The organism is Paracoccus tegillarcae (assembly GCF_002847305.1).
In the GTDB taxonomy this organism is placed as follows: domain Bacteria; phylum Pseudomonadota; class Alphaproteobacteria; order Rhodobacterales; family Rhodobacteraceae; genus Paracoccus; species Paracoccus tegillarcae.
In genome coordinates, this window is sequence record NZ_CP025408.1 from 971511 (window position 1) to 998220 (window position 26710).

Here is a 26710-nt window from a genome sequence, read left to right on the forward strand (position 1 = left end):
CGGCAAAGGGCAGTGACATGGAAGCAGTTCTGGACGAAACGACGCGCGAAAAATTGCTGGCGGACCCGTCGGCAATCCTGGGTGATCGCGACCTGATGCGGGCGCTGGTCGCCGCGCGCGAGTCCGAAATCGGCCATAACGTGATCGACATTCGCGGTCGCGCGATGGAGGCATTGGAAACCCGGCTGGACCGTCTGGAAACCGCGCATGAAAGCGTGATCTCGGCGGCCTATGACAACCAGTCGGGCATGGCGGTGGTGCACCGCGCGGTTCTGGCGCTGCTGGAACCGCAGGATGCCGCCGGTTTCGTCGAAAACCTGCAGGCCGAGGTCGCGCCCTTGTTGCGCGTCGATACGCTGCGGCTGATCTTCGAGGCCAAAGAGGCACGCCCCGGGCTGCCCGATCAGATCCTGCTGGTGCCTCAGGGCACGGTCGGACGCGCGCTTGCCGGTGGGCGGCGCACGCCGCGCGGCGATGATATCATCCTGCGCAAGGTGGCCGAGGTCTCGCGCCCGTTGCATGCAACCGACGTGGCATCCGAGGCGCTGATCCCGCTGGATCTGGGCCCGGGCCACGCGCCGGCCCTGCTGCTGATGGGCAGCGCCGAAGTCGGGCGTTTCTCGGCCGCGCATGGCACGGATCTGCTGCGCTTCTTTGGGCAGGCATTCCGGCTGGCCCTGCTGGGCTGGCTGCGCGAATGACGGCGAACGGTCCGTTGGCCCTTGCGCCCGCAATGTCGGACGCTCTGGCCCGCTGGCTGGAAGTCGAGGCCGGAACGCGCGACCGATCCCCGCATACGATAAAGGCATATCGCGACGATCTGCTGGCCTTTCTGGGGTTTCTGGGCGGCTATCACGGCTGCCCTGCCCTGCCCGGCACTTTGGCGGAATTGAAGCAATCCGATATGCGCGCCTTTGCCGCGGCCGAGCGCGCGCGAGACTTGTCTCCGCGATCACTCGCGCGTCGGCAGTCGGCGGTGCGATCATTCTTGCGCTGGATGGCCGATCGCGAGGGCTTCGACGCCTCGCTGGCGCTGTCCACCCGCAGCCCAAAATATCAACGTTCGCTGCCCCGGCCACTGGCCCCCGATCAGGCGCGGCAGATGCTGGATATGGCCGGCGACGGCCATGACACGCCCTGGATTGCCGCGCGCGATCTGGCGGTGCTGACCTTGCTTTACGGCTGCGGGCTGCGGATTTCAGAGGCGCTTGGCCTTGATGGCCGCGCCTGGCCCTTTCGCGAGGCGCTGACCGTTCGCGGCAAGGGCGGACGCGAACGTCAGGTGCCGGTATTGCCGGTCACCCATCAGGCCGTGGCCGAATATCTGCGGCTGGCGCCCTATCCCCTGACCCCGGATCAACCGCTGTTTCGGGGCGCGCGTGGCGGGCGGCTAAGCCCCGGCATCGTCGCCACGACGATGCGACAGGCGCGGCAGGCACTGGGTTTGCCGCCCACGGCCACACCGCACGCCCTGCGCCACAGCTTTGCCACGCATCTGCTGTCGGCAGGCGGCGATCTGCGGACGATTCAGGAACTGCTGGGCCATGCCAGCCTGTCCACGACACAGGTCTATACCGGGGTGGACGACGCGCATCTGCTATCGGTGTATCGTGCCGCGCATCCGCGCGGCTAGCGCCCTGTCGACGTGATGCCTCTGGCAATTTGCGCATCGCACCGCCACATAGGCATCAACACATTGTCGCGGCGTGCCGAACCCGACGGGATGGCGGCGCGTTGACGGCTGAACCAATGAAGAGATCAATGGAAAGGATGCCTGATGACCGAGCATGCGATCTTTAACCGACCGATGGATGCGCCGATCCCGGCTGGCTATGACGAGGCGATCTTTGGCATGGGCTGCTATTGGGGGATCGAGCGACTTTTCTGGAAGCAGGAAGGCGTCTGGATGACCGAGGTCGGCTTTGCCGGCGGTCATACCGAAAACCCGACCTATCGCGAGACCTGCCAGGGCGACACCGGCCATGCCGAGGTTGTGCGCGTGGTCTTTGACAGCAGCCGCGTCAGCTATGACCATCTGTTGCAACTGTTCTGGGAAAACCATGACCCGACGCAGGGTAACCGGCAGGGGAATGACATGGGCAGCCAGTATCGCAGCCTGATCGTCGCGATGAATGACAGCCAGCGCGCCGCCGCCGAGGCTTCCAGGATCGACTATGGCAACCGGCTGGCGGTCGAAGGCTATGGCAAGGTCACGACCGAGATCACCGACAACGTTCCCTTCTGGCCCGCCGAAGAGGCACATCAGCAATATCTGCACAAGAATCCGGGCGGGTATTGTGCGATGAAGGGCACCGGCGTCGAATGTGCACTGCCAAATCCGGACCCCATCTGATGCCCACATGGACCGCCCTGACCCATACGGCGGGTCAAGCGCGCGCCGAAGCTTTGGCGCTTGCATGTGAAGAGGTACTGGAACCCGAACCCGTCGGCACCGGGGTTTTCGAGATCGAAGACGGCAAGGATCGGTGGGAGGTGGGGATCTATTTCACCGATCCCCCTGATGAGGTCGCGCTGGCATTGCTGGCCGCGGCCCATGAGGCAGAGCCGTTCGTGACCTCGGAATTGCCCGAGGTCGATTGGGTGTCGAAGGTTCGGCGCGAATTGACGCCGGTCCGGGCCGGGCGGTTCTATGTGCATGGCAGCCACGACGCAGACACCATCCCCGATGGCGTCGAGCCGCTGTGGATCGAGGCCGCAATGGCATTCGGCACCGGGCATCACGGCACCACCAAGGGCTGTCTCGAGGCCGCAGACCGGCTGGCTGTAGAGGGCTTTCAGCCGCATCGCATCGCCGATATCGGCTGTGGCACGGCGGTGCTGGCGATGGGCGCGGCGCGGCTGTGGCCGGTCACCGTGCTGGCCAGCGATATCGACGAGGTCGCGGTTGATACGGCGGCCGCCAATGTCATCGCCAACGGTCTGGACGGGCGCGTGATCTGCATGCAGGCGATGGGTTTCGATCATCCGACGCTGGACGAGGCCGCACCCTTTGATCTGGTCTTTGCCAATATCCTCAAGCAGCCACTGATCGACCTGGCCCCGGACATGGCGCGGCATGTGACGCCGGGCGGACGGATCATCTTGTCGGGACTGTTGACGGATCAGGCCGATGAGGTCGTGGCAGCCTATGCCGCACAGGATTTCGAGTTGCAGCGCCGCGACGATCTGGGCGAGTGGTCAACGCTGACCATGCGCAGGCAATAGCCGCAAACCCTGCGCGCCACTGAAAACCAGACATGCAAAAACCCCCGCTGCTACCGCATTCGGGGGTTTTACATTGGCCTCGCGCTGCGGGCCGTTCGGGCGCGTTCAGAACCGGCGTGCAATCCGTTCGATATCGCCGCGATCCAGACCGATATCATCCAACTCGCGATCAGACAGCTGGCTGAGCGTGTTGCGCGTGACGCGGGTATCGTTCCACGCGGTCAGCATGGCCAGCAGCCGGCCCAGCAGGCCGGATGATTGCGGATTGGAGCCAAGACGATTGATGTCAATCGCAGACATGATGTCACCTGTTTGATATAGCTTGCCCTGCATTCGGGCGGTTTCGGAATAATGCAGCAGCTACCCGTCGCACCCGCCGAAAGCCACGGATGATTGCGTATTCCCGTTATGCATCTGGCGCATAAGCCACTCTCATCGCTAAATTTTTACTGACACGCAGGCGCCGGAACCGGACGGCAAAGGGTCTGAAAAACGCGCGGCAGCTCAGGCAATTCGCCCGGTTTTTCGTCATTTTGACCGAGGCCCCCAAGTGGCAGTGCAGCGAACGGAATATGCGTGGTATTTGACCGATCCGACCGCTGACCCTTGGTCAAGCTGACCGACCGCTGACTTGCCCGAGAATCACCCCGGTGGTGGAGGTGTCTGGAACAAGAATTGGACATTCGCCGGGGCAGACGGCACTCTGCCACCGACAGCGGTGAGGGAACGAACGGCCATGGGCATTATCGGCAAACTGACGGCAGATGTGGCGATCCCTCCGATGCTGACCATCCGCCAGATCTTTGATGACAGCACGATCACCGACCTGCCCGCCGCCGTTCGGGCAGAGTTCGACCGTGCCGGTGCGGCACATGGCCTGCGCCCCGGCATGAGCATCGCTGTCGGGGTGGGCAGCCGCGGCGTGGCCGAACTGCCGGTCATCGTGCGCGCCACCATCGACGCGATCAAGGCACAGGGGGCGCTGCCCTTTATCGTGCCGGCCATGGGCAGTCATGGCGGCGCGACCGCTGAGGGGCAGGAAAAGCTGCTGGCCGGGCTGGGCGTCACCGCCGACAGTATGGGCTGCGAGTTGAGATCCTCGATGGAGGTCGACCAGATCGGCACCCTGCCCAACGGGCTGCCGGTTTTTATGGACCGGATCGCGCGGCAGGCTGACGGGATTGTCGTCATCAACCGGATCAAGCCGCATACGAGTTTCTCGGCGGAACTGGAAAGTGGGCTGTGCAAGATGATCACCATCGGGCTGGGCAAGCAGCGCGGCGCCGAAAGCTGCCATGCGATGGGCATGGGGCTGATGGGCCAGAACGTCCGCGACATGGCGGCGCTGAGCCTGAGCCGCGAAAAGGTGCTGTTCGGCATCGCCACGGTCGAAAACGCCTATGATCGCCCCTGCCATATCGAACTGGTGCCCGCCGATCACCTGCTGACACGCGAACCGGAATTGCTGGACATCGCGCGCAAGCGGATGCCGCGCATCCTGCTGAACCCGCTGGATGTGCTGCTGATCGAGCGGATGGGAAAGGAATATTCCGGCACCGGCATGGACCCGAACATCACCGGCCGCGCCAGCACGCCGCATATGCGCACCTCGCAGGTGGTTGGCAAACTGGCCGTGCTGGAACTGACCGGCAAAAGCGGTGGCAATGCCAATGGCGTCGGGCTGGCCGATGTCTGCACACAGCGGCTGTTCGACAAGATCGACTATGACGCGACCTATGCCAATTGCATCACCTCGACCATCCTGGCCAGCGCGCGCATCCCGGTGATCGCCGCAACGGACCGCGAGGCCCTGCAACTGGCGATCAAGACCTGCAACGCCGCCGATCCCGCAGCGCCACGCATCGCCTGGCTGACTGACACGCTGCATCTGGAAACCATCCGCGTTTCGCCCGCGCTGCTGCCAGAGGCCAGGGAAAACCCGCAGATCGAGGTGCTGGGCGACCCCAGCCCGCCCGCCTTTGACGACCACGGCAACCTGCGCATCGGCTGACGACATCACCATGCACGACCATCACGATCACCACGAAACCGCGATTCCGCAGCCCGAGGTTACGGATCGACCCCGGCCTGCAGGGCGTGCGCATCTGCATCTGGACCCGCTTGGCGGCATCGCAGGCGACATGTTCATCGCGGCCATGCTGGACGCTGCACCCGATCTGATCCCAGAGGCGCAGGATCTGGCCGCTCGGATCGGTCCCGGCATTGGGCTGAAGGCCCAGCAGCAGCGCGATAGTGGAATGCGCGGTCTGCATCTGGCGCTGACCCTGCCCGACAGTCAGCGCGGGCCACACCACTATGCCGACTATCGCGATCTGTTGGCCAAGCTTGCCCCCGACGCAGGCATCAGGGCGCGGGCGCTGGATATCTTGCTGAGGCTGGGTCAGACCGAGGCCTCGGTCCATGGCGTGACGCTTGAGCAGGTGCATTTCCACGAAATCTCGGACTGGGATTCGATTGCCGATATCCTGCTGGCCGCGCTGTGTCTGGAACGGCTGCAGGTCGGCTCCGCCAGTACCGCCCCGCTGCCCCTTGGCGGTGGGCGCATCCAGACCGAGCACGGGCAGATGCCGGTGCCGGCCCCCGCCACGCTGATGCTGATGCGCGGGCTGCCTGTGATCGACGACGGCATTCCGGGCGAGCGAGTGACACCGACCGGCGCCGCGATCATGGCGCATCTGGCCCCGGCGCTTGCCCTGCCCGACGGCGCCTTGCGGCTGGATCAGGTCGGGCACGGGCTGGGCACCCGCAGGATGCAGGGCATCGCCAACCTGTTGCGCGTGGGTCTGTGGCGCAAGGCGGATGCCGAGGCCTCTGCGCAGGACGTCGTTGGCGTCATCGCCTTTCACATCGACGACCAGACGCCCGAGGATCTGGCCGTCGGCCTTGACCGGCTGCGGGCCATGCCCGAGGTGCTGGACGTGCTGCAAGTGCCCGCAATTGGCAAAAAGGGGCGCATGATCACCCGGATCGAGGTGATCTGCCGCCGCGACGCCATCGACCTGGTCGCACGCGCCGCCCTGTCCGAGACGACGACCATCGGTCTGCGAATGCGCCAAGAGACGCGGATGATCCTGCCGCGCACCCAGGACACGGGCACGGGCGGCGTCGGGACCAAGACCCTGACCCGCCCCGACGGTACCCGCAGCATCAAGGCCGAGATGGACGATCTGGGTCAGGCAGGGGATCACGCGGCACGCCAACGCGCGAGGCGGCAGGCAGAGACACCCGATTGAAATGGCACGCCATCTTGTAAAGAAAGTTGACATGTCGGGGTCGATCTGTTGTCATTTCCTGACCGGCGCCGCCTTGGGAGGGATGCGGCTCTGGTCGGGCTGGCGCGTATCGTTGGCCGGCTGCCCGAAGCGTCAGCCATCAGGATAGCGACGCAAAAAAATCGACATCGCAGGGAGAGAAGACATGCGTATTCTTATCGCAACCGGCCTGTTCGCCATGGCGACGACCGGGATGGCACAGGCTCAGCAACTCAAGCTGATGACCGGACCGCAAGGCGGTTCGTGGTATCCGCTTGGCGGGGCGATACAGTCGATGGTGTCCGACGACGGCATCGGCATACAGGTTCTGCCCGGTGGCGGCGTCGCCAATGTGCAGGGCGTTCAGGGCGGTCAGGCCGATCTGGGGTTTGGCAACTCGATCTCGGTCGTTGATGCGATCGAGGGACGCGAGCCGTTTGAAGGCAAGGCCGATAACGTCTGCAATCTGGCCACGCTTTATCCGCAGTATTTCCACATCGTCGCGACGGCAGCCAGCGAGATCGCCTCGCCCGCGGATCTGGCCGGCAAGCGGCTGGTGACGCAGCCAGTGGGCAACACCGCCGAACAGGTGACCCGCGCGGTTCTGGAAACCGCCGGCAGCAGCTATGACGATATGCGCAGCGTCGATTATGTCTCGTATTCCGATGGCGTATCGCTGCTGCAGGATGGCAATGCCGATTACTTCACGCTTGGCACGACCGTGCCCGCCTCGGCGGTCATGGATCTGGCCAACTCCACCGACATCACCGTGGTCCCGCTAGAGCAAAGCTTCATCGACGACATGAAGGCAAACCTCAATCCGGGCTATGCAGCGCTGACCATCCCGGCGGGCAGCTATCCAGGTCAGGACGAGGACGTGCTGGCCGTTGGTTATGCCACGCAGGTCATTGCCCGTTGCGATCTGGAAAACGAGGTCGTCAAGACGATCCTGACCCGCATGTGGGAGAACCGCAACGATATGGTCGCGATCAGTGCGGCCATGGCAAACACGACGCTGGAATCGATGCAGGAAGATACCGGCGTGCCGCTGCATCCCGGCGCGACCGAGTTCTATGCCGAGCAAACGGGCGGCTAAGCACGGACATCTAGGCGGGGCCAAGACGGCCCCGTCTCTTTAGGGTGGAGATGCGGCCATGTTCGCCAACAAGACCTGGTTTCTGCGGCTGACGATGGCACTGGCCGTCGCCATGAGCCTGTTTCACCTTTATATCGCCTGGTTCGGGCCGCCCAACGCGTTTACCCTGCGCGCCACGCATCTGGGCTTTGCACTGGCGCTGGCCTATATGACCTTGCCGATCACGGCCGCGCGCAAGGATCGTTCGCCCAATCTGCTGGATATCGCCTTGCTGGTGGCCGCAATAGCCGCGACGGCTTATCCGATCATCAACCTTCAGTATTTCTCGACGCGCATGGCGTATGTTGGCCCCGTGTCGCTGGCCGATCAGGCCTTTGCGGTCGTAGCGATCGTGACCGTGCTCGAGGCCACGCGCCGCGCCGTCGGTCCGATCCTGCCAATCACCGCGCTGTTCTTTCTGGGATATCAGATCTTTTTTACAGACGCCGACATCACCCGGCTGCTGGAATATCAATACATGACAACCGATGCGCTGTGGGGCGTGCCTCTGCAGGTCTCGGCGACCTATGTGGTGCTGTTCGTGATTTTTGGCGCCATGGCCGAACGGTTCGGTATCGGCAAGCTGTTCATGGATTTCGCGCTGGCGCTGACCGGGCATACGGCCGGTGGCCCGGCCAAGGTGGCGGTGGTCACCTCTGGGCTGTTCGGGTCGGTGTCCGGCTCGGCAGTGGCGAATGTCATGACCACCGGCACATTCACCATCCCGCTGATGAAACGCATCGGCTATCCCGCCCCTTTCGCGGGCGCGGTCGAGGCCGTGGCGTCTACCGGCGGACAGATCATGCCGCCGATCATGGGGGCCGCCGCCTTTGTCATGGCCGAATTCATGGGCGTGGGCTACCTGACAGTCGCCGCCTATGCGCTGCTGCCCGCGCTGCTTTATTATCTGGCGGTGTTCCTTGCCGTGCATTTCGAGGCCCGCAAGCAAGGCATGAAGGGGCTGCCGCGCGCCGATCTGCCGCGCGTGGGCAAGGTCCTGAAGGACGAAGGCCACCTGTTCCTGCCGCTAGTCATCATCATCGCCACGCTGATGTCGGGCTATTCGGCCCCGTTCTCGGCACTGGCAGGCATTCTGTCCATCGTCCCGGTTGTGCTGCTGCGCAAGACGACGCGCAAGGAATTCACCTTCAGAAAGCTGATCGAGGCGCTGGAATCGGGTGCACTGAATTCGGTTATCGTGGCCATGGCCTGTGCAACAGCCGGCATCGTGATCGGGGTGATCGCGCAGACCGGGCTGGGGCTGACCTTCACCGGTTTGGTCAAGGCCGCCGCGCAGGACATGCTGCTGCCCGCGCTGATTCTGACGATGATGGCGGGGATCGTTCTGGGCATGGGGATGCCCACGACACCGGCCTATATCGTGCAGGTCGCGCTGCTGGTGCCAGCGCTCGTCAATCTGGGCGTCTCGATCCCGGCGGCACATATGTTTGTCTTTTACTTTGCCATCCTCTCGGCCATCACGCCGCCGGTTGCCATCGCCGTTTATGCGGCCTGCGGGGTTGCGCGAAGTCCGGTGGTGCCGACCTCGATTGCCGCCGTCAGGCTGGGGCTGACCGGCTATATCATCCCCTTCATGTTCGTCTTTGGCCCCTCGCTGCTGCTGATCGGCGAATGGCCCAAGGTGGTGATGACCGCCATCACCGCCTCGCTTGGCGTCACCTTTCTGTCGGCGGGGCTTGCGGGATATCTGTTTCGTCCGGCGGGCTTGCTGGTGCGCATCCTGCTGATCGCGGCGGCCTTTACGCTGATCAAGCCGGGCCTGCTGACCGATGCGATTGGATTGGGGCTGGGTGTGCTGGGCGTGCTGCTGAACCGGCGCGAGCCCGACCCCGATCACACCGCAGAGGTGGATCTGTCGGGCGACGAGCATGTCAAGATGAGTGACCTTGAAACCGGCGAGAACTGACCTGCCGCTAGACCTCTCGCCGTTGGTCGGTCACCCTCTGGCGGGCCTGCACCAGATGATAGCTCATCAGCAGCGCGGCACCGTCACCGTCGCGGGCGCGAATGGCCTCGGCGATCTGGCGATGTTCGGCGATGACGGCCTCGATCCGTCCATCTGATCCGTCGCAGGTCAGCGATTGCGCCACCGCAATGGCATTTTCCATCAAGCTGCGCGTGGTGGTCAGCATCTGCGCAAATATCTCGTTTCCGCTGGCCGTCGCGATGGCCAGATGAAAGGCAAAATCTGCATCCGGCTGCGCCTGGCGGCTGCGCATTTCGGTTTGCAGGCGATCCAGTGCCTCGTCGATCAGGGTCAGGTCGCCGGGACTGGCGCGCAGGGCGGCAAAGCGGGCGGCGGCGGGCTCGATCGCCAGTCGCGCCTCCATGCAGCGCATCAGCCCCGCCACATCATCCGCACCCGCAAAATCGATCAGGCCCTGCGGCGGGCGGCGACGCACAAAGCTGCCGATCCCGTGCCGCGCCACGATGATCCCATCATCGCGCAGCCGTGCCAACGCCTCGCGCACGACGGGCCGCGACACCGCAAAACGTTCGCTGATCTGATGTTCCGATGGCAGCTTGTCGCCCTCGGCCATCTGCCCCGAAGCGATCAGTTCCAGCACCCGACCATAGATCTGGTCGGCCAGCGACTCTCGCTTGCGGATCGGTTGTTTCAGCAAAGGATCGTTCATCGCCCCGTCGCCATCGCCATAAATTCGCCGGTTGGGCAATCAGTTACTTGTAAGCTTTGTTGACAAGCCTGTCCAGCTTGGGACATGACAAGGCGACTTAGGAGGATCGCACATGCCTGACAGCACCCCCCTGCAACCTCGCACCGCCGGCAAGGTCGTGGTCGATCAACTGCTGATCCACGGTGCGACCTGCGCCTTTTGCGTGCCTGGCGAAAGCTATCTTGAGGTGCTGGACGCAATCCACGATGTCAGCGACCGCTTTTCCCTTTACAACGCCCGCCACGAGGCCGGAGCCGCCGATATGGCCGAAGCCTATGGCAAGCTGACCGGCCAGCCCGGCATCTGCATGGTGACGCGCGGGCCAGGTGCCTGTCATGCATCCATCGGCGTTCACATCGCCCAGCAGGACAGCACCCCGATGATCCTGCTGATCGGTCAGGTCGGCCGCGACATGATGGATCGCGAGGCCTTCCAGGAGGTCGATTACCGCCAGATGTTCGGCCCGCTGGCCAAATGGGTGGCGCAGATAGACTGCGCCGAGCGGGTGCCGGAATACTTGGCCCGCGCCTTTCGCGTGGCCACCTCTGGGCGACCCGGTCCGGTGGTGCTGGCGCTGCCCGAAGACATGCTGACCGAAACCGTAACCGTTCCCGACGCCCGGCCCTATCAGGCAACGCAAGCGGCAGCGACCGAGGCCGATATCGACGCAATCTGCGCCCTGCTGGCCAAGGCCGAACGCCCGCTGGTGATGCTGGGCGGCTCGGGCTGGAGCGACCAATCCGCCAGGGATATCCAGCGCTTTGCCGAGGCGAACGGGCTGCCGGTTTGCACCTCTTTCCGCCGTCAGGACGCCATCGACAACCTTTCGTCCGCCTATGTCGGCGAATTCGGCACCGCCGTCAGCCCGACCATCGTCAAGCGCATCACTGATGCCGATATGCTGCTGGTTCTGGGCGCCCGTCTGGGTGAGATGACAACACGCGGCTATACCACACTGACACCACCGCAATCACAGCAGCGGCTGATCCATGTGCTGCCTGACGCCGACGAAATCGGCCGCGTCTATGGCCCCGATCTGGGTGTCTGCGCCGATATGGACAGCGTCGCGGCGGGGCTGGCCACGCGCGATCTGGGGCGCAAGCAGGCATGGGCTGAACGGGCCAGCGCCATGCGCGATGAATATCTGGCCGATACCGAACCGCCGGGCGACAACCAGTGGCAATTGGATATGGGCCGCGCCTTCTGCGCCATTCGCGACGATCTGCCCAAGGACATGATCATCACACTGGATGCCGGCAACCATACCGGATGGGCGCAGCGTTTCCTGCGCTTTGGCCGCCCCGGACGCGAGGTCGGATCGACCTGTGGGGCGATGGGCTATGCCGTGCCCGCCGCCGTGGCCGCATCGTTGCAGCACCCCGACCGGTTGGTGCTGGGGATGGTCGGCGATGGCGGCTTTCAGATGAGCGGCATGGAACTGGCAATGGCCGCCCAATATGGCGCGACGCCGATCATTCTGCTGTTCAACAACGGCATTTACGGCACTATCCGCATGCATCAGGAACGCGATCATCCGCGCCGCTTGTCGGGCACAACGCTGATCAATCAGGATTTCTGCCGCCTGGCCGAGGGCATGGGCTGCCACGCCGAGCGTGTGACCCGCACCGACGAGTTTGCCCCGGCGCTGGAACGCGCGCGCGCTTCGGGCAAGCCAGCGGTGATCGAGTTGGTAACCGATCCCGAACAGATTTCCAGTCGCACGACGATCACCAAACTGCGCGAACAGGCGGAAAAGCGGCGATGAACGACGCCCTGATAACCGATCTTCGCGCGGCGGTTGGTGACGCATATGTCTGGACCGAACCGGAACAGATGGCCCCGCATCTGCACGAAGATCGCGGCCGCTGGACCGGCACCGCCATCGCTGTGGCGCATCCCGGATCAACGGATGAGGTGGCAGCCTGTGTCCGCGCCTGCGCACAGGCTGGCGTGGCCATCTGCCCTCAGGGCGGCAATACCGGTCTGGTCGGCGGCGGCATGCCCGATGGCGGCGTGGTCATCGCGACCGGCCGCCTGAACCGCATCCGCAACGTCGACCCGCTGAACGCGACGATCACGGTCGAGGCCGGTTGCACCCTTGCCGCCGTACAACAGGCGGCTGACGAGGCGGGGCGTCTGTTTCCGCTGTCTCTGGCCTCGGAAGGCAGCTGCCAGATCGGCGGCAACCTGTCGACGAATGCCGGCGGCACTGCGGTCCTGCGCTATGGAAATACCCGCGATCTGGCGCTTGGGGTCGAGGTCGTCCTGCCCGACGGTCAGGTGCTGAACGCGTTGTCGGCGCTGCGCAAGGACAACACCGGATACGATCTGCGCGACCTGTTCATCGGGGCCGAGGGCACGTTGGGGATCATCACCGCTGCCGTGCTGAAGCTGTTTCCGAAACCTGCCGCCCGCGTCACCGCATTTGCGGGCTGTGCCGGCCCGGCGGACGCCCTGGCGATCTTCGACATTCTGCGCGCACGCGCAGGCGACAGCCTGACGGCATTTGAATATCTGGAACGCTTCGGCGTCGAGATGGTCCTGACTCACGCCCGGGGCGCCCGCGATCCGATGTCAGCGCCGCATCCCGCCTATTGCCTGATCGAGTTGTCCTCCCCCGACCCCGATGCCGATCTGGAGGCACGGATGGAAAACGCGCTGGCCGAGGCGATAGAGGCAGGGCTGGTCACAGATGCGGTCATCGGTGCGTCCGAGGCCCAGAACAACGCGCTATGGGCGTTGCGCGAGAACATGTCGGAAATGCAAAAGCACTATGGCGCGTCGATCAAGCATGACGTGGCCGTGCCGGTCGGACGTGTGGCCGAATTCATCACTCAGGGCGTCGCGGCCTGTCTGGATTACATGCCGACCATGCGCCCTTGCCCCTTTGGTCATTTCGGCGATGGCAATATCCATTTCAACCTGACCCGCCCCGAAGACATGAGCGACAAGGATTTCCTGTCGCATTACAGCGCCTTCAATCGGATCGTGCATGATCTGGTGGTCTCGATGGGTGGCTCGATCTCTGCCGAACACGGGATCGGGCTGGCCAAGCGCGAAGAATTGCTGCGTTATAAGGACCCGGTCGCGATGGCGCTGTTTCACAAGATCAAGCAGGCTATCGACCCACAGGGCCTGATGAACCCCGGCAAGGTGATCGCGCCGGAAAGCAAGGAACAGCCATGATCGACCTTTACACCTGGACCACGCCGAACGGGCGCAAGATTTCCATCCTGTTGGAAGAGCTGGGGCTGCCCTATGCCGTGCACGCCGTCGATATCGGCAAGGAACAGCAATTCGACCCGGATTTCCTGAAGGTCTCGCCCAATAACAAGATCCCGGCGATTGTGGATGACGGGTTGGCCGTCTTTGAATCCGGCGCGATCATGATCCATCTGGCCGAACGCGAGGGACGCTTTTTGCCGACCGACCCCAAGGCGCGTGCGGATGTGATGCAATGGCTGATGTGGCAAATGGGCGGCTTTGGCCCGATGCTGGGCCAGGCGCATGTCTTTATCAAGAACAATAAGGGGCTGGCCCCCGCCGCCGAAGAACGCTTCGCCAAAGAGGCACTGCGGCTTTACGGCGTGCTGGACCGCCAGCTTGAGGGGCAGGATTTCGTCGCAGGCGACTATTCCATCGCCGACATGGCGATCTTTCCCTGGGCGGCACGGCATGATTGGCATGAGGTCGATCTGCGCCAGTTCCCGAATGTGCTGCGCTGGTATCGTGCGCTGGCCGAACGTCCGGCGGTGCAAAAGGGGTATCAGGTGCCAAAGGATGTCGGCCCGATCCCGATGCCGGAATAGCCTCTGCCTCAGCGCAGATTGATCGGCAGCTGAAACGGATAGCTTGCCGCGTCCAGCCCGCGCGGCGCGGCCTGACAACGGCCCACACGGCTGGCAATCGTCACCGCCGCCTGATCCAGCGCCGGATTGCCCGAAGACCGCGCGACGCTTACGCCCTGAATGGCACCATTGCGTCCGATTTGCAGGTTCAGGATGACCTGACCGCCGCCGCGCACCGATGCGGGCGCGCGCGCCCGGCGGTTCAGGCAGGACGACAACTGCCGCGCCCATTGAGACATTAGCTGTCCGGTATTCACCCGCTGTGCGCGCTGAGGCGCGGGCTGTTGTGCGCCGCCCCCGCCCGACGCACCCTGCTGAGGTGCCGGTGCGGCAGGCTGCGATTGTTGCTGACGCGGGGCTGCCGCCTGCGGTGCGGCTTGCCGGCGCGGCTGTGGTGCGGGTCGTGCAGCCCGGGGGACAGGTCGTTCCGATTGCCGCAACGATAATGCCGACGGGATTTCAGGCGCAGCGGTCGGCAGAGCCAGCGCCTGTGCCATCGCAGGCCGCAAGGGCGGCAGCGCGATCTGCGGCGCGGCCTCGGCAGGCATCGGTTCGGGTGGCTTCACCTGCGGCTGCGGAATTGCGGGCGGCTGAACCGGCTCGATCTGGGGCGCCTCTGGCGGGATGGGATTTTCGGATTGTAGGGCCGCCAGTTCCTGCGGCTCTGTTAGGGCTGCGGGCGGTGCCTCCCAGCTTTTGATGGTCTCGGACATGGCGTCAGATGCCAGACCGATGGGTTGCCGGGATGGCGCGGCCTGTTCCGCGCCCAGTGCCCCGTTGTCGAGCAACACGACCGATGCAGCGAACAGCAATGCCCCCGATATGACGACATAGCACGCGATTTCGAGGGCGCGGTTCACGGCTGGCCCTCGCGCGGCTGGACCACCAGGGCCACTGCCGCATCCGTGGTCACGGCAACCTGTGACAGGATCGCGGCCAGTTCAGTAGCCGGCAGCGCCCCGTCTGCACGGATCGGCAATTCATTCTGCGCGTCGCGTCGGGCCAGCAGCGGCCAGATACCATCGCCCTGCGCATCGGCATAGGCCAGCCGCCCATCCGCTGCGATCAACAGAGGCGCGGTGATGTCCTCGGGCGTGTCAGCCTGCGCATTGGGGGGATCGACCTCCAATGCCTCTGGCGGGGTGATCGAGGCGCTGAGCAGAAAGAAGATCAGCAGCAGAAAGACCACGTTGATCATCGGGATGATCGGCTCTCTTCTGCCACGTCCTGGCTGCTGGGCGGGACCAAAGCGCATCATTCGGCCAGGACGGGCAGGCCAAGCTGCTGGGTTTTCATCAGATCGATCACATCGACCAGACGCTGCACATCCGCGCCGTCCTGCGCGCGCAATATCACCAGCGCGTCGGGATGGGGCAACAGCGGACGCAGGGCAGTGGCAAGATCCGCGTCGGCCATCTGCGCACCGTTCAAGGCCACACCCTCGGGCCCGACATCGATCAGGCGCGGCGCGCCCTGCCATTCGCTTGCCGCACCACCGCCCGTCCCCGTGACGATCGGCAGGACCGCATCGGCACCAAAGCGTGATGCCAGCATGAAAAAGATCAGCAGCAGGAAAACAACGTCGATCATGGCCGTAAGCGACATCCGGCGTGGATGGCGTCGCACGCCCAGATCAAAGCCCTGCGGGGTCATTCAGCAGCTCTGAGCCGCTGCATGGCGCCGGGTTGGGGGGCTGCAATAAAGATGCGAGTGGCCAGATCCTCAAGGTCGGTCTGCAGCCGGTCGGAAACCGATTCAAACCAGCTCAGCGCGACGCTGGCCGGGATCGCGACCGCCATGCCCGCCGCGGTTGTCAGCAATGCCTCCCAGATGCCGCCTGCCAGCGCGGTCGGATCGGCGCGGCTGCCCGATTGTTGCAGCACCTGAAAGGCCGCGATCATGCCCAGAACGGTGCCCAGCAAACCCAACAGCGGCGCGATGGTCGCGATCAGTTCCAGTGCCCGCAACCCGCCCCGGCTGCGCGACAGGGCCATACGGGCCACACGCTGCGTTTCCTCGCGCGCACCCTCATCGTCAAACCGCCCGTCGATCTGCGTGGCCATCGCCGCATAGGCGACGCGGGCGCGGACCGAGGGCCGTCCGGAAACCTCGGCCAATGCGGCACGCGGTTGCCCCTGACGCCACGATTCAAGTGCGCGGGCGGAATGCACACCGCCCCAGGCGCCCATGCCCCACAGCGCGACAATGCGCCAAAGAATGACCGCAAGCGTCGCCAGTGCCAGGACCGCGATCAGCCACATGGTCCAGCCGCCATCGCGCAAAAGCACCATGACGGGCAGCGAGGCAAAGGCCTGCGTGAGATCGGTCATTTTGGTCTCCGTCTGATGACGCGGTCGCCTTGACGACAGGATAGGCCAGCAGAAGCCAGCAGAACAGGGGCTCGCTAAAATACCTTAGTTATTTTGTCAAGCAATGAGGTTGCTTCAGTCGACGCCCGGCTTCGGCGGTGCCTTGGGGGTAAAGCTGCGGCGGTCGGGTTTGATGTCCAGCAGCGGCGTGCCGTCCAGACAATCCATACCGCGAACGATCACCTCGCGCCCCTCTATACACATCAGCCGCACGATCGAGGTCCCGATCGGGTTTGGCCTGACGGGTGAGCGCAGGGCAAAGGTGCCAATGATCCTGCCATCGCCCTTTGGGCTTTGCACGATCAGGTCACGGCGGCTGCGATCCAGCCAATACAGGACTTCGATCAGGGGGTAATCGATCAACCCTTCCAGCGCGGGCTGCCAGATCGGATCCAGTACCAACCGGCAATCCGGGCCATCATGCGATCCCTGACGCGGACAAAGCGCACGGTCCGACCACGGGGTACGGATCTCGCCAATAAAGCGCAGGCTTGCATCGGCGGCCGGGCGCAACGCAGCCACACGTTCGTTAGGCCTGACTGGTTTGTCCTCGCTCACAGATCACCTTGGAAAATTTGCACCACCTTGAATGCAGCGCCCGGCACATCAGCATTATTCGCCTTGTTTTACCGGAAAATCCAGACTTGAACTCTGCCATGCTGTCGGAATACGCTTTTTCCTGACGTAATTTACGATCTCGGGGGAATTTGTGCAAAATGTTGGCGAAGCTTTGGGGCTTGCCTGGCAGTTGGTGCTGTCCGGTGACGCCGATCTGGTCGAGATCGTCGCCCTGTCGCTGCGCGTCAGCCTGAGCGCGACGGCGCTTGCCTGCCTCATCGGCCTGCCCATTGGCGCACTGGTCGCCATCACCCGCTTTCCCGGACGCAACGCGGTGCTGATCCTGATGAACGCTCTGATGGGTCTGCCACCAGTGGTGATCGGGCTGCTGGTCTATCTGTATCTGTCGCGGTCGGGGCCGTTTGGGTTTCTGGGCCTGCTGTATACGCCCACCGCGATGATCATCGCCCAGACCATTCTGGTCACACCGATTGTCGCGGCCCTGTCGCGGCAGGTGCTGGAGGACCTGCACAAGGAATATGACGAACAGTTTCGATCCCTGTGCCTGAGCCGCAGCCAGATCATCGGCGCGTTGCTGTGGGACGGGCGTTATTCACTGCTGACCGTCGGGCTGGCGGGTTTCGGGCGCGCCGTGGCAGAGGTCGGCGCGGTGATGATCGTGGGCGGTAATATCGACCATCTGACACGGGTGATGACCACCGCCATCGCGCTGGAAACCTCCAAGGGCGACCTGCCTCTGGCCCTGGCGCTTGGGATCGTGCTGCTGGTGCTGGCGCTTGGCGTCAACGCGTCAGTGCAGGCGGTGCGGATGACGGCGGCGAGGCAGGCTTATGTCTGATCTGGGCGGCACATTGGCACATCGGCTGCCGGTTCTGTCGGCGGCGCAGGCGCGCGCCCCGATCCTGCCACTGAGCTTGCGGGGCGTCGCGCTGCAACGCGGAGGCCAGACGATCCTCGACAATGTTGATCTGACGCTCGGTCCACAGGGCTGCACCGTCATCATGGGACCGAACGGCGCTGGCAAAAGCATGCTGCTGAAGCTGCTGAATGGATTGATCGCGCCGACATCGGGCAGGATCAGCTGGGCCGGACTGTCGCCCGCACAGGCAATATCGCGGCAATCGCTGGTGTTCCAGAAACCGCTGCTGTTGCGCCGTTCGGTGGTGGCCAATCTGGACTTCGTCCTGCGCTCACGCGGCAAGGATCGCAGCCGCCGCGATGCCCTGCTGGATCATGTCGGGCTGCTGCACAAATCCGCCCAACCCGCCCGCCTGCTGTCAGGCGGAGAGGCACAGCGGCTGGCCATGGCCCGCGCATTGGCCACCGACCCCGAGGTCTTGTTGCTGGACGAACCGACTGCCAGCCTCGATCCGGCCTCGGTGCTGGCGATAGAAGAAATCGTGCGACAGGCACGCGACTGCGCGATCCGGGTGATCCTGGTGACCCATGACGTCGGTCAGGCCCGCCGGCTGGCAGATGACGTGGTGTTCCTGCATCGCGGCCGCGTCGCAGAACACGGTCCCTCGACCGACTTTTTCGCAGGCGCCGGCACCGGCGCAGCGCAGGCATTTCTGGACGGCAAAGTCGTCGTCTGACCGAACCCGAAAAACCGATCACACCTGAAGGAATGACACCATGACCAAACGAATGCTTGCCAGTGCTGCCGTGGCACTTCTTGGGCTGACCGGCGCAGGCTGGGCGCAGGATCAGTCGATCATCGTGCAATCGACGACCTCGACGGCGAATTCGGGCCTTTATGACTACCTGCTGCCGATCTTTACCGACGAATCCGGCATTACCGTGAACGTGGTCGCGGTGGGCACCGGGCAAGCGATCAAGAACGCCGAGAATTGCGACGGCGACGTGCTGCTGGTCCACGCAAAACCGTCCGAAGAACAATTCATCGCCGACGGCTTTGGCACCGAGCGCACCGACCTGATGTATAATGACTTCGTCATCGTCGGCCCCGAGGCAGATCCGGCCGGCATTGGCGGCATGACGGATGTCGAGGGCGCACTGGCCAAGATCGCCGAGGCGGCAGCCCCCTTTGCATCGCGCGGCGACGATTCCGGTACGCATCAGAAAGAGGTCGCCCTGTGGGAAGCATCGGGCGTCGATCCGATGGCCGCATCGGGCGAATGGTATCGTGAAACCGGCTCTGGCATGGGCGCCACGCTGAACGCGGGCATCGGCATGGGGGCCTATGTCCTGACCGACCGCGCCACCTGGATCAGTTTCGAGAACAAGCAGGACTACGCCGTTCAGGTCGAAGGCGACGACGATCTCTTCAACCAATATGGCGTCATCCCGGTCAGCGCCGACAAATGTCCTTCGGTCAAATCCGATGCCGCGCAGGCCTTTGCCGACTGGCTGATCTCGGAGGCGGGCCAAGAGGCGATCGCGGGCTACAAGGTCGATGATCAACAGCTGTTCTTCCCGAACGCACCCGATCAGTGATAGATTTGGCGGGCCGTCAACTCCGCGCGGCCCGCCAGACTGGACCCATGACCGAATCTGCCACCGCGACCCACGAATTCCTGACTGTCCGCGAACTGGCCGAGTTGCTGCGGATAAAAGAGCGCAAGGTCTATGATCTGGCCGCCTCTGGTCAGGTGCCCTGTTCAAAGGCGACGGGCAAGCTGCTGTTTCCGGAACGCGAGGTGCGCGATTGGATCGCCCGCAGCGGTTCGCGCGCAGACACCGCGCAGGCCGCGCGCCCGCCAATCGTGCTGGGCAGCCATGACCCATTGCTGGACTGGTCGATCCGACAGTCGCAATCCGGTCTGGCGACGTTCTTTGACGGATCGACAGACGGGCTGCAGCGTTTTGCCAAGGGCGAGGGCATTGCCGCCGGCATCCATATCTATGACGCCAAATCGGCCAGTTGGAACGTCGCGGCGGCAACGGCTGCGGCACGCGACCTCAATGCTGTGCTGATCAGCTTTGCCCGGCGCCGGCGTGGGCTGGTCATTGCCGAGGGTTTGGACCAGCCCGACGGTCTTGCCGATCTGGCTGGCCTGCGCTTTGCGCCCAGACAGGCCGAATCCGGCACAGCGATCCTGTTTCGCGAACTGGCCACGCAGGCCAGTCTGGATCCGGCCACCGTCACCATGACCGAAATGGCACGCACCGAAGATGAGGCCGTCGAGGCCGTGCGCCGCGGGTCAGCCGACGCCACATTCGGACTGGAATCCGTGGCGATCGGCTTTGGCCTGCGCTTTGTCCCGGTGATCGAAGAAAGCTTTGCCCTGCTTGTCGACCGAAAGGCATGGTTCGAACCTGCCTTTCAAAGCTTTATGGCCTTTTGCCGGCAGGACAGCTTTGCCAACCGTGCCAAGACGCTTGGCGGTTATGACATCTCTGACAGCGGCCAGGTGATCTGGAACGCTTGATCGGCGGTACATCAGGTCCGCACCTAGCGCGCTGGATGACACGGCTCTTGACCAGCAGCTTGATGGCGCCCGAAGGCACAATGCTGCGCGCGCAATGGCGTCGTTCACGCCGCCGATCCCCGACATGATCCGGCCTTGACGCCTTATGCCGGCAGTGATGATGCGGCCGGCTGCGAGAACGTATCAACCTGTGGTCACTGCTTTTTGTTGTATCGGAGACCACTTGACCGTTTCGGCATTTTTTTTGAGGGTATTCAGTAAAATCCAACAACCCAAAGAGGAGGATGACAGATGGTCGGCAGGGTAGCACAAACAGAAGAACGGCTTCACACGAGTCGCGTGTCATGGGGGGCGATCTTTGCAGGGGCTGCCTGTGCAATCGCGTTGCAGGCCGTTTTCCTGCTGTTTGCGGTCGCGATGGGTCTTGAAATTGTGGATGACGGCGACCTGACAGGATTTGGTGTGGGAACCGGCCTGTTCATCCTTATCACCAGCATCATGTGCCTGTTTGCCGGCGGCTCGGTCGCCGGGCGTTTATCGGGCGAGCCGTTTCTGCCTGCCGCCGTCCTGCACGGTGCGGTGGTTTGGGCGCTGGTGACCATCGTCGGCATCTACGCCGCAAGCGCCGTGACCTCCAAGATTGCCTCGGCGGCCGGTGCAACGCTGCAGACAGCAGGTTCCGCCGTGGGCGGCATCGCCAGTGGTGCCGGTCAGGCCGTGCAGGCGGTTGTTCCGGACCTGAGCGAAATGGACTTTCCTTCGGCGGGTCAGATCCTGCCGCCGTCCATGGAACAGGATCTCCAGCAACTTCTGCAGCGCGAAGGCATGACGCCAGAGCAACTGCGCCAAGAGGTCACGGCGATTACTGAGAACGTCTTTGACGAGCAGGACGCCAATCAGATCCGCTCGATTGCGACAACCGCAGGTCGCCGGATTCTGCAGAACCCCCAGAACACCGAGGAAATCGTTACCGCCGCGATCAATCGTCTGACCGACGGGGACAACGCCCCTCTTGGCGATCAGAAGATCGACAGACTTGCAGGCGTCTTGCAGCAACGCACCGGCATTTCCGAAACCGAAGCGCAGCAGCAGGTCGACAAGTGGCTGGGCGAATTTCAACAGGCGCGGGAAGAAGCCATCAGCACCTACAGAAATACGGTCGATGATCTCTCGCAAGAGCTGAACAACGCACGGCAACAGGTCGAAGAACAGGCGATGCAGGCCGCTGACGCCGCCTCCAGCTTTGCCTTCTGGAGCGCGATCGCCCTGATCTTCGGTCTTGGCGCTGCCTGCGTGGGTGCGGCTGTGGCCAATCCCGAAGAATTCGACAGATTGTCCTGAGCGCAGAAAGGAGCCAGACCATGAAACTCATCGAAGTGATCGTCGCCATCTTGCTGCCGCCCTTGGGCGTCTTCCTGAAGGTCGGCATCGGCAAGCAGTTCTGGATCAACCTGCTTTTGACGTTCCTGGGCTTTATCCCCGGCGTCATCCATGCGCTGTTTGTCATCATGTCGGACTGAAACGGACATAAGCCGACACAACAGAAAAGCCCCGCCGGATGAACCGGCGGGGCTTATTTCTTTTGCCTGTCTGTCAGCCCAAAGGGCTTACCAGTCAGCGCGCTCGATGATGCGGGTCTTGATCGGCAGCTTCATCGCGCCAAGGCGCAGGGCCTCGCGTGCGATGGCGTCGTTCACGCCGTCGATTTCGAACATGATCCGGCCCGGATGGACGCGGGCAGCCCAGAAATCGACAGAGCCCTTACCTTTACCCATCCGCACTTCGGTCGGCTTCGAGGAAACCGGCACGTCCGGGAAAATCCGGATCCAGACCCGGCCCTGACGCTTCATGTGACGGGTGATCGCGCGGCGGGCCGCTTCGATCTGACGGGCGGTGACACGCTCGGGCTCGGTCGCCTTCAGCGCATAAGAGCCGAAGTTGATGTCAAAGCCGCCCTTGGCTTCGCCGTGGATCCGGCCCTTGTGCTGTTTGCGGAACTTGGTCCGTTTCGGTTGCAGCATTGTTTCTACTCCTTACCGGCTATCGCGGCGCGGGCCACGAGATGCCGGGCCTTCTTGAGCCTCGGCAGCTTTGCGGTCGCGGGCCTGCGGATCATGTTCCATGATCTCGCCTTTGAAGATCCACACCTTGATGCCGATGATCCCGTAGGGGGTCATTGCCTCGGACAGCGCGTAATCGATATCGGCACGCAGGGTATGCAGCGGCACACGGCCTTCGCGATACCATTCGGTCCGTGCGATTTCAGCACCACCCAGACGGCCAGCAACGTTCACGCGGATACCCAGGGCACCCATGCGCATGGCGTTCTGAACCGAGCGCTTCATGGCGCGGCGGAACGAAACCCGACGTTCCAGCTGCTGCGCGATCGATTCCGCGACCAGCTGTGCGTCCAGTTCCGGCTTGCGAACCTCGACGATGTTCAGGTGCAGCTCGCTATCGGTGAACTTCGCAAGTTTCTTGCGCAGCGTTTCGATATCGGCGCCCTTTTTGCCGATGATGACACCCGGACGTGCAGCGTGAATGGTCACACGGCATTTCTTGTGCGGGCGTTCGATGATGACGCGGCTGATGCCGGCCTGCTTGGCCTCTTTGTGGATGAAGTCCCGGATCTTCAGGTCTTCAAGCAGCAGATCGCCATAGTCCTTGTCGTCCGCATACCAGCGGCTGTCCCAGGTGCGGTTGACCTGGAGACGCATCCCAATGGGGTTAACCTTCTGACCCATTACGCTTGCTCCTCAACTTGACGCACCTTGATGGTGATTTCCGAAAACGGCTTCATGATCTTGCCATAGCGGCCACGTGCCCGCGGACGGCCACGCTTCATCACCAGGTTCTTGCCGACCCAGGCTTCGGCGACGATCAGGCTGTCGACGTCAAGGCCGTGGTTGTTCTCGGCATTCGCGATAGCCGATTGCAGGCATTTCTTCACGTCGCCGGCGATGCGCTTGTGCGAGAAGGTCAGATCGGCCAGAGCCTTGTCGACCTTCTTGCCACGGATCAATTGCGCGACAAGGTTCAGCTTTTGCGGCGAGGTGCGAAGCATCTTGGTTTTTGCGAACGCTTCGTTCTCCGCCACGCGGCGCGGATTGTTTTCCTTACCCATGACGATTACTTCCTCTTCGCTTTCTTGTCGGCCGCGTGACCATAATAGGTGCGCGTCGGCGAATATTCACCGAACTTCTGGCCAATCATGTCTTCGCTGACATTCACCGGGATATGCTTGTGCCCGTTGTAAACGCCAAAGGTCAGACCCACGAATTGCGGCAGGATCGTCGAGCGGCGCGACCAGATCTTGATCACATCCGAGCGACCGGAATCCCGTGCTTTTTCGGCCTTCTTGAGCACATAAGCGTCAACGAACGGCCCTTTCCAAACAGAACGTGCCATAGATTAACGCCCCTTCTTCTTCGCGTGGCGCGACCGCAAGATATACTTGTCAGTCGTTTTATTGTTGCGAGTCTTCTTGCCCTTGGTGTCCTTACCCCAGGGCGTAACCGGCGTACGGCCACCCGAAGTACGACCCTCACCACCACCATGCGGGTGGTCGATCGGGTTCATTGCGACACCGCGAACCGAGGGACGGATGCCCTTGTGGCGGTTACGACCTGCTTTACCCAGGTTCTGGTTCGAGTGGTCGGCATTCGACACGGCACCGATAGTGGCCATGCACTCCTGACGGACCAGACGCAGTTCGCCCGAGCTGAGGCGGATCTGGGCGTAGCCACCGTCGCGGCCCACGAACTGGGCATAGGTGCCAGCCGAGCGTGCGATCTGGCCACCCTTGCCGGGCTTCAGCTCGACGTTGTGGACGATCGTGCCGATCGGCATGCCGCTGAAGGGCATGGCGTTGCCGGGCTTGACGTCGACCTTCTGGCCGGCGATCACGCGGTCCGTCACAGCCAGACGCTGAGGGGCCAGGATATAGGCCTGCTCGCCGTCTTCGTACTGGATCAGCGCGATGAAAGCAGTCCGGTTCGGGTCATATTCGATCCGGACGACGACGCCCGAGACGTCGAATTTGTTACGCTTGAAATCGACGATGCGATACAGGCGCTTTGCCCCGCCGCCCTGGCGGCGCATGGTGATCCGTCCGGTATTGTTCCGACCGCCCTTTTTGGTCAAACCCTCGGTGAGGGACTTGACCGGACGACCTTTCCAAAGCTCCGAACGGTCGATCAGAACCAGCCCGCGCTGGCCAGGCGTCGTCGGCTTATACGACTTCAATGCCATCTTTCTGTCTTCCGTTGCTTTGGTCCCCGGCCCTTCAGATGAAGGCAGTGGGGTCCGTTTCAGTAAATGCGCGCGGCCCCCACCAAGGCGGGGGCCGCAGAGTCGCGGCTAACTATCAGAGGCCAGTGCTGACGTCGATAGTGTTGCCTTCTTCCAGCGTCACATAGGCTTTCTTCACATCGCTGCGACGACCCATGATTCCGCGGAAACGCTTGGTCTTGCCTTTGGTGATGGTGGTGTTGACCGCCTTCACCTTCACACCGAACAGCGCCTCGACAGCATCCTTGATCTGCGGCTTGCTGGCATCTTTGGCGACCTGGAAAACAACCCCGTTGTTTTCCGAAGTCATGGTGGCTTTCTCGGTGATGATCGGCTTGACGATCACGTCGTAATGTTCAGCTTTCGCGCTCATTTCAAACGAGCCTCCAGAGCTTCGACACCAGCACGCGTGATCACCAGCGTGTCGCGCTTGAGGATGTCATAAACGTTGGCGCCCATCGATGGCAGGATATCCAGACCTTCGACATTGCGCGCGGCAAGGGCGAAACCTTGGTTCACCTCGGCGCCGTCGATCACCAGAACCCGCTTCCAGCCGTTTTCCTTGACCGCTTTTGCAACGGCCGAGGTCTTGGCGTCTTTCAGATCCAGGTTGTCAACGATCACCAGTTCGCCTGCGGTGGCTTTGGCCGACAGCGCGTGCTTCAGACCCAATGCCCGAACCTTCTTGGGAAGGTCAAAGGCGTGGCTGCGCGGGGTCGGACCCTTGTAGATACCACCACTGCGGAAGATCGGCGCCTTGCGGGAACCGTGACGTGCGCCACCGGTGCCCTTCTGGCGATAGATCTTCTTGGTCGAGTAGCTGACTTCCGAACGACCCAGAACCGAGTGCGTCCCGGCCTGCGCCTTGGCGCGCTGCCAGCGCACGACGCGCTGCAGAATGTCGCCGCGCGGCTCCAGACCAAAGATGTCATCGGCCAGGTCGATCGAACCGGCCTTGCCGGATTCCAGCTTGATTACATCAAGTTTCATTTGTCCTCTCCTTTCGGAGCGTCATCTTCTTTCGGAGCGTCAGCTTCGACGGCCTCGTCAATCACGCTGCCAGCCTGATCGTCTTCGGCCTTGTCGGCTTCGATCGATGCTTCGGCTTCGGCCAGTGCAGCAGCTTCCTGCTCGGCGGCCAGACGTGCGGCCTCCTCACGGGCTGCTTCTTCCTCGGCAGCAGCAGCGGCAGCGGCTTCTTCGGCCAGACGCTCTGCTTCCTTGGCAGCCGAACGCAGGGCGGCCGGATAGATCACGTTCTCGGGCGTGGCTTTCTTGACCGCGTCCTTGACGGTAACCCAGCCACCCTTGGAACCCGGAACCGAACCCTTGACCATGATCAGACCACGGTCGGCATCGGTGCGGATGACCTGCAGGTTCTGGGTGGTGACGCGCACGGCACCCATGTGACCAGCCATCTTCTTGCCTTTGAAGACCTTGCCCGGATCCTGACACTGACCCGTCGAGCCGTGCGAGCGGTGGCTGACCGACACACCGTGGCTGGCCCGCAGACCGCCAAAGTTGTGACGCTTCATCGCACCTGCAAAACCCTTACCGATCGAGGTGCCCGCGATATCCACGAACTGACCTTCGAAGTAATGGTTGGCGGTGATTTCTTCACCGACATTGATCAGGTTTTCTTCGGCCACGCGGAATTCCGCGATCTTGCGCTTGGGCGCAACCGATGCCTTGGCAAAGTGACCGCGCAGGGCCGCAGTGGTCCGCTTGGCTTTTGCTTCACCAGCGCCCAGCTGAACGGCGGTATAACCGTCACGCTCGGTGGTGCGCTGATCCACGACCTGCAGGCCGTCCAGTTGAAGAACGGTGACAGGAACCTGCCGACCGTCATCCATGAACAAGCGGGTCATGCCGACTTTCTTGGCGATAATACCAGTACGCAACAT

32 protein-coding genes are annotated in these 26710 nt (G+C 63.0%); 17 read left to right on the plus strand and 15 right to left on the minus strand.

Annotation, left to right across the window (positions count from 1 at the left end):
- The first annotated feature begins 17 nt into the window (after positions 1-17).
- The 4 genes from CUV01_RS04875 (at position 18) to CUV01_RS04890 (ending at position 3225) form a co-directional block, all read left to right on the plus strand.
- A complete protein-coding gene (locus CUV01_RS04875; RefSeq protein WP_101459475.1) occupies positions 18-701 on the plus strand; it encodes a DUF484 family protein in 684 nt (227 codons plus the stop codon).
- Positions 698-1633 carry a tyrosine recombinase XerC gene (locus tag CUV01_RS04880; RefSeq protein ID WP_101459476.1) on the plus strand — a complete coding sequence of 312 codons (936 nt, stop codon included), beginning with the start codon at positions 698-700 and terminating at the stop codon, positions 1631-1633. Before CUV01_RS04875 ends, CUV01_RS04880 begins: the two co-directional genes overlap by 4 nt.
- Positions 1634-1777: 144 nt before the next feature.
- Positions 1778-2353, plus strand: coding sequence for a peptide-methionine (S)-S-oxide reductase MsrA (gene msrA / locus CUV01_RS04885; protein ID WP_101459477.1), 576 nt, complete (start codon positions 1778-1780; stop codon positions 2351-2353).
- Complete coding sequence (locus CUV01_RS04890; protein WP_101459478.1) at positions 2353-3225, plus strand: 50S ribosomal protein L11 methyltransferase; 873 nt, start codon at positions 2353-2355, stop codon at positions 3223-3225. Before msrA ends, CUV01_RS04890 begins: the two co-directional genes overlap by 1 nt.
- A gap of 105 nt (positions 3226-3330) precedes the next feature.
- Here the strand turns inward: CUV01_RS04890 and CUV01_RS04895 are convergent, their stop codons facing one another.
- A complete protein-coding gene (locus CUV01_RS04895; protein ID WP_101461877.1) occupies positions 3331-3525 on the minus strand; it encodes a DUF1127 domain-containing protein in 195 nt (64 codons plus the stop codon).
- A gap of 436 nt (positions 3526-3961) precedes the next feature.
- Between CUV01_RS04895 and CUV01_RS04900 the strand changes: the two genes are divergently transcribed.
- The 4 genes from CUV01_RS04900 (at position 3962) to CUV01_RS04915 (ending at position 9559) form a co-directional block, all read left to right on the plus strand.
- Positions 3962-5236: a nickel pincer cofactor-dependent isomerase, group 22 gene (locus CUV01_RS04900; protein WP_101459479.1), complete on the plus strand. Its 1275-nt coding sequence runs from the start codon at positions 3962-3964 to the stop codon at positions 5234-5236.
- A gap of 10 nt (positions 5237-5246) precedes the next feature.
- Positions 5247-6479: a nickel pincer cofactor biosynthesis protein LarC gene (gene larC / locus CUV01_RS04905; RefSeq protein WP_157994774.1), complete on the plus strand. Its 1233-nt coding sequence runs from the start codon at positions 5247-5249 to the stop codon at positions 6477-6479.
- 184 nt (positions 6480-6663) lie between these two features.
- On the plus strand, positions 6664-7593 hold the full coding sequence (locus CUV01_RS04910; RefSeq protein ID WP_101459481.1) for a TAXI family TRAP transporter solute-binding subunit: 930 nt from the start codon (positions 6664-6666) through the stop codon (positions 7591-7593).
- 58 nt (positions 7594-7651) lie between these two features.
- Complete coding sequence (locus tag CUV01_RS04915; RefSeq protein WP_101459482.1) at positions 7652-9559, plus strand: TRAP transporter permease; 1908 nt, start codon at positions 7652-7654, stop codon at positions 9557-9559.
- Positions 9560-9566: 7 nt separating this feature from the next.
- Here the strand turns inward: CUV01_RS04915 and CUV01_RS04920 are convergent, their stop codons facing one another.
- Positions 9567-10289 (minus strand): FadR/GntR family transcriptional regulator, encoded by a 723-nt coding sequence (locus tag CUV01_RS04920; RefSeq protein WP_101459483.1) that lies wholly within the window; start codon positions 10287-10289, stop codon positions 9567-9569.
- Between the two features lie 112 nt (positions 10290-10401).
- On the opposite strand from CUV01_RS04920, the gene CUV01_RS04925 reads away from it, so the two are divergent.
- From CUV01_RS04925 to CUV01_RS04935, 3 genes are read left to right on the plus strand one after another with little or no spacing between them, the layout of a single operon-like run.
- Positions 10402-12093, plus strand: a complete 1692-nt coding sequence (locus tag CUV01_RS04925) for a thiamine pyrophosphate-binding protein (RefSeq protein ID WP_101459484.1) — start codon at positions 10402-10404, stop codon at positions 12091-12093.
- Entirely contained in the window at positions 12090-13514 is a 1425-nt protein-coding gene (locus CUV01_RS04930; RefSeq protein ID WP_101459485.1) for an FAD-binding oxidoreductase, read from the plus strand. The genes CUV01_RS04925 and CUV01_RS04930 overlap by 4 nt, the downstream gene beginning before the upstream one ends.
- Positions 13511-14137, plus strand: coding sequence for a glutathione S-transferase family protein (locus CUV01_RS04935; protein WP_101459486.1), 627 nt, complete (start codon positions 13511-13513; stop codon positions 14135-14137). The genes CUV01_RS04930 and CUV01_RS04935 overlap by 4 nt, the downstream gene beginning before the upstream one ends.
- Positions 14138-14145: 8 nt before the next feature.
- Here the strand turns inward: CUV01_RS04935 and CUV01_RS04940 are convergent, their stop codons facing one another.
- The 5 genes from CUV01_RS04940 to CUV01_RS04960 all read right to left on the minus strand — a co-directional run bounded on the left by CUV01_RS04940 (position 14146) and on the right by CUV01_RS04960 (position 17103).
- Positions 14146-15036: an energy transducer TonB family protein gene (locus CUV01_RS04940; RefSeq protein WP_157994775.1), complete on the minus strand. Its 891-nt coding sequence runs from the start codon at positions 15034-15036 to the stop codon at positions 14146-14148.
- The gene (locus CUV01_RS04945; RefSeq protein WP_101459488.1) at positions 15033-15434 is read right to left on the minus strand and encodes an ExbD/TolR family protein; all 402 of its coding nucleotides are present in this window, start codon (positions 15432-15434) and stop codon (positions 15033-15035) included. Before CUV01_RS04945 ends, CUV01_RS04940 begins: the two co-directional genes overlap by 4 nt.
- Positions 15431-15829, minus strand: coding sequence for an ExbD/TolR family protein (locus tag CUV01_RS04950; RefSeq protein ID WP_101459489.1), 399 nt, complete (start codon positions 15827-15829; stop codon positions 15431-15433). Before CUV01_RS04950 ends, CUV01_RS04945 begins: the two co-directional genes overlap by 4 nt.
- The gene (locus CUV01_RS04955) at positions 15826-16506 is read right to left on the minus strand and encodes a MotA/TolQ/ExbB proton channel family protein (protein WP_101459490.1); all 681 of its coding nucleotides are present in this window, start codon (positions 16504-16506) and stop codon (positions 15826-15828) included. The genes CUV01_RS04950 and CUV01_RS04955 overlap by 4 nt, the downstream gene beginning before the upstream one ends.
- Before the next feature lie 114 nt (positions 16507-16620).
- Positions 16621-17103, minus strand: coding sequence for an SAM-dependent methyltransferase (locus tag CUV01_RS04960; protein WP_101459491.1), 483 nt, complete (start codon positions 17101-17103; stop codon positions 16621-16623).
- Between the two features lie 151 nt (positions 17104-17254).
- Here CUV01_RS04960 and CUV01_RS04965 point away from each other — a divergent pair, with 151 nt between their 5' ends.
- The 6 genes from CUV01_RS04965 (at position 17255) to CUV01_RS04990 (ending at position 22036) form a co-directional block, all read left to right on the plus strand.
- Entirely contained in the window at positions 17255-17962 is a 708-nt protein-coding gene (locus tag CUV01_RS04965) for an ABC transporter permease (protein WP_101459492.1), read from the plus strand.
- Positions 17955-18719, plus strand: a complete 765-nt coding sequence (locus CUV01_RS04970) for an ATP-binding cassette domain-containing protein (protein WP_101459493.1) — start codon at positions 17955-17957, stop codon at positions 18717-18719. Before CUV01_RS04965 ends, CUV01_RS04970 begins: the two co-directional genes overlap by 8 nt.
- A 52-nt stretch (positions 18720-18771) precedes the next feature.
- A complete protein-coding gene (locus CUV01_RS04975) occupies positions 18772-19581 on the plus strand; it encodes an ABC transporter substrate-binding protein (RefSeq protein ID WP_232962691.1) in 810 nt (269 codons plus the stop codon).
- A 47-nt stretch (positions 19582-19628) separates the two neighbouring features.
- Positions 19629-20516: a helix-turn-helix transcriptional regulator gene (locus CUV01_RS04980; protein ID WP_101459495.1), complete on the plus strand. Its 888-nt coding sequence runs from the start codon at positions 19629-19631 to the stop codon at positions 20514-20516.
- A 291-nt stretch (positions 20517-20807) separates the two neighbouring features.
- On the plus strand, positions 20808-21857 hold the full coding sequence (locus tag CUV01_RS04985) for a TIGR04086 family membrane protein (protein ID WP_157994776.1): 1050 nt from the start codon (positions 20808-20810) through the stop codon (positions 21855-21857).
- A 20-nt stretch (positions 21858-21877) separates the two neighbouring features.
- A complete protein-coding gene (locus CUV01_RS04990; protein WP_101459497.1) occupies positions 21878-22036 on the plus strand; it encodes a YqaE/Pmp3 family membrane protein in 159 nt (52 codons plus the stop codon).
- A gap of 87 nt (positions 22037-22123) precedes the next feature.
- On the opposite strand, the gene rplP is transcribed toward CUV01_RS04990, so the two are convergent.
- The 8 genes from rplP to rplC form a co-directional block, all read right to left on the minus strand.
- Positions 22124-22537 carry a 50S ribosomal protein L16 gene (gene rplP, locus CUV01_RS04995; RefSeq protein ID WP_101459498.1) on the minus strand — a complete coding sequence of 138 codons (414 nt, stop codon included), beginning with the start codon at positions 22535-22537 and terminating at the stop codon, positions 22124-22126.
- A 12-nt stretch (positions 22538-22549) separates the two neighbouring features.
- The gene (gene rpsC / locus CUV01_RS05000; protein ID WP_101459499.1) at positions 22550-23260 is read right to left on the minus strand and encodes a 30S ribosomal protein S3; all 711 of its coding nucleotides are present in this window, start codon (positions 23258-23260) and stop codon (positions 22550-22552) included.
- Entirely contained in the window at positions 23260-23640 is a 381-nt protein-coding gene (gene rplV / locus CUV01_RS05005; RefSeq protein ID WP_101459500.1) for a 50S ribosomal protein L22, read from the minus strand. Before rplV ends, rpsC begins: the two co-directional genes overlap by 1 nt.
- A gap of 5 nt (positions 23641-23645) precedes the next feature.
- Positions 23646-23924: a 30S ribosomal protein S19 gene (rpsS, locus tag CUV01_RS05010; protein WP_101459501.1), complete on the minus strand. Its 279-nt coding sequence runs from the start codon at positions 23922-23924 to the stop codon at positions 23646-23648.
- A 3-nt stretch (positions 23925-23927) separates the two neighbouring features.
- Positions 23928-24767, minus strand: coding sequence for a 50S ribosomal protein L2 (gene rplB / locus CUV01_RS05015; RefSeq protein WP_101459502.1), 840 nt, complete (start codon positions 24765-24767; stop codon positions 23928-23930).
- A gap of 115 nt (positions 24768-24882) precedes the next feature.
- Positions 24883-25179 carry a 50S ribosomal protein L23 gene (locus CUV01_RS05020; protein WP_101459503.1) on the minus strand — a complete coding sequence of 99 codons (297 nt, stop codon included), beginning with the start codon at positions 25177-25179 and terminating at the stop codon, positions 24883-24885.
- Positions 25176-25796 carry a 50S ribosomal protein L4 gene (rplD, locus tag CUV01_RS05025; protein ID WP_101459504.1) on the minus strand — a complete coding sequence of 207 codons (621 nt, stop codon included), beginning with the start codon at positions 25794-25796 and terminating at the stop codon, positions 25176-25178. Before rplD ends, CUV01_RS05020 begins: the two co-directional genes overlap by 4 nt.
- Positions 25793-26710, minus strand: a complete 918-nt coding sequence (gene rplC / locus CUV01_RS05030) for a 50S ribosomal protein L3 (RefSeq protein WP_101459505.1) — start codon at positions 26708-26710, stop codon at positions 25793-25795. The genes rplD and rplC overlap by 4 nt, the downstream gene beginning before the upstream one ends.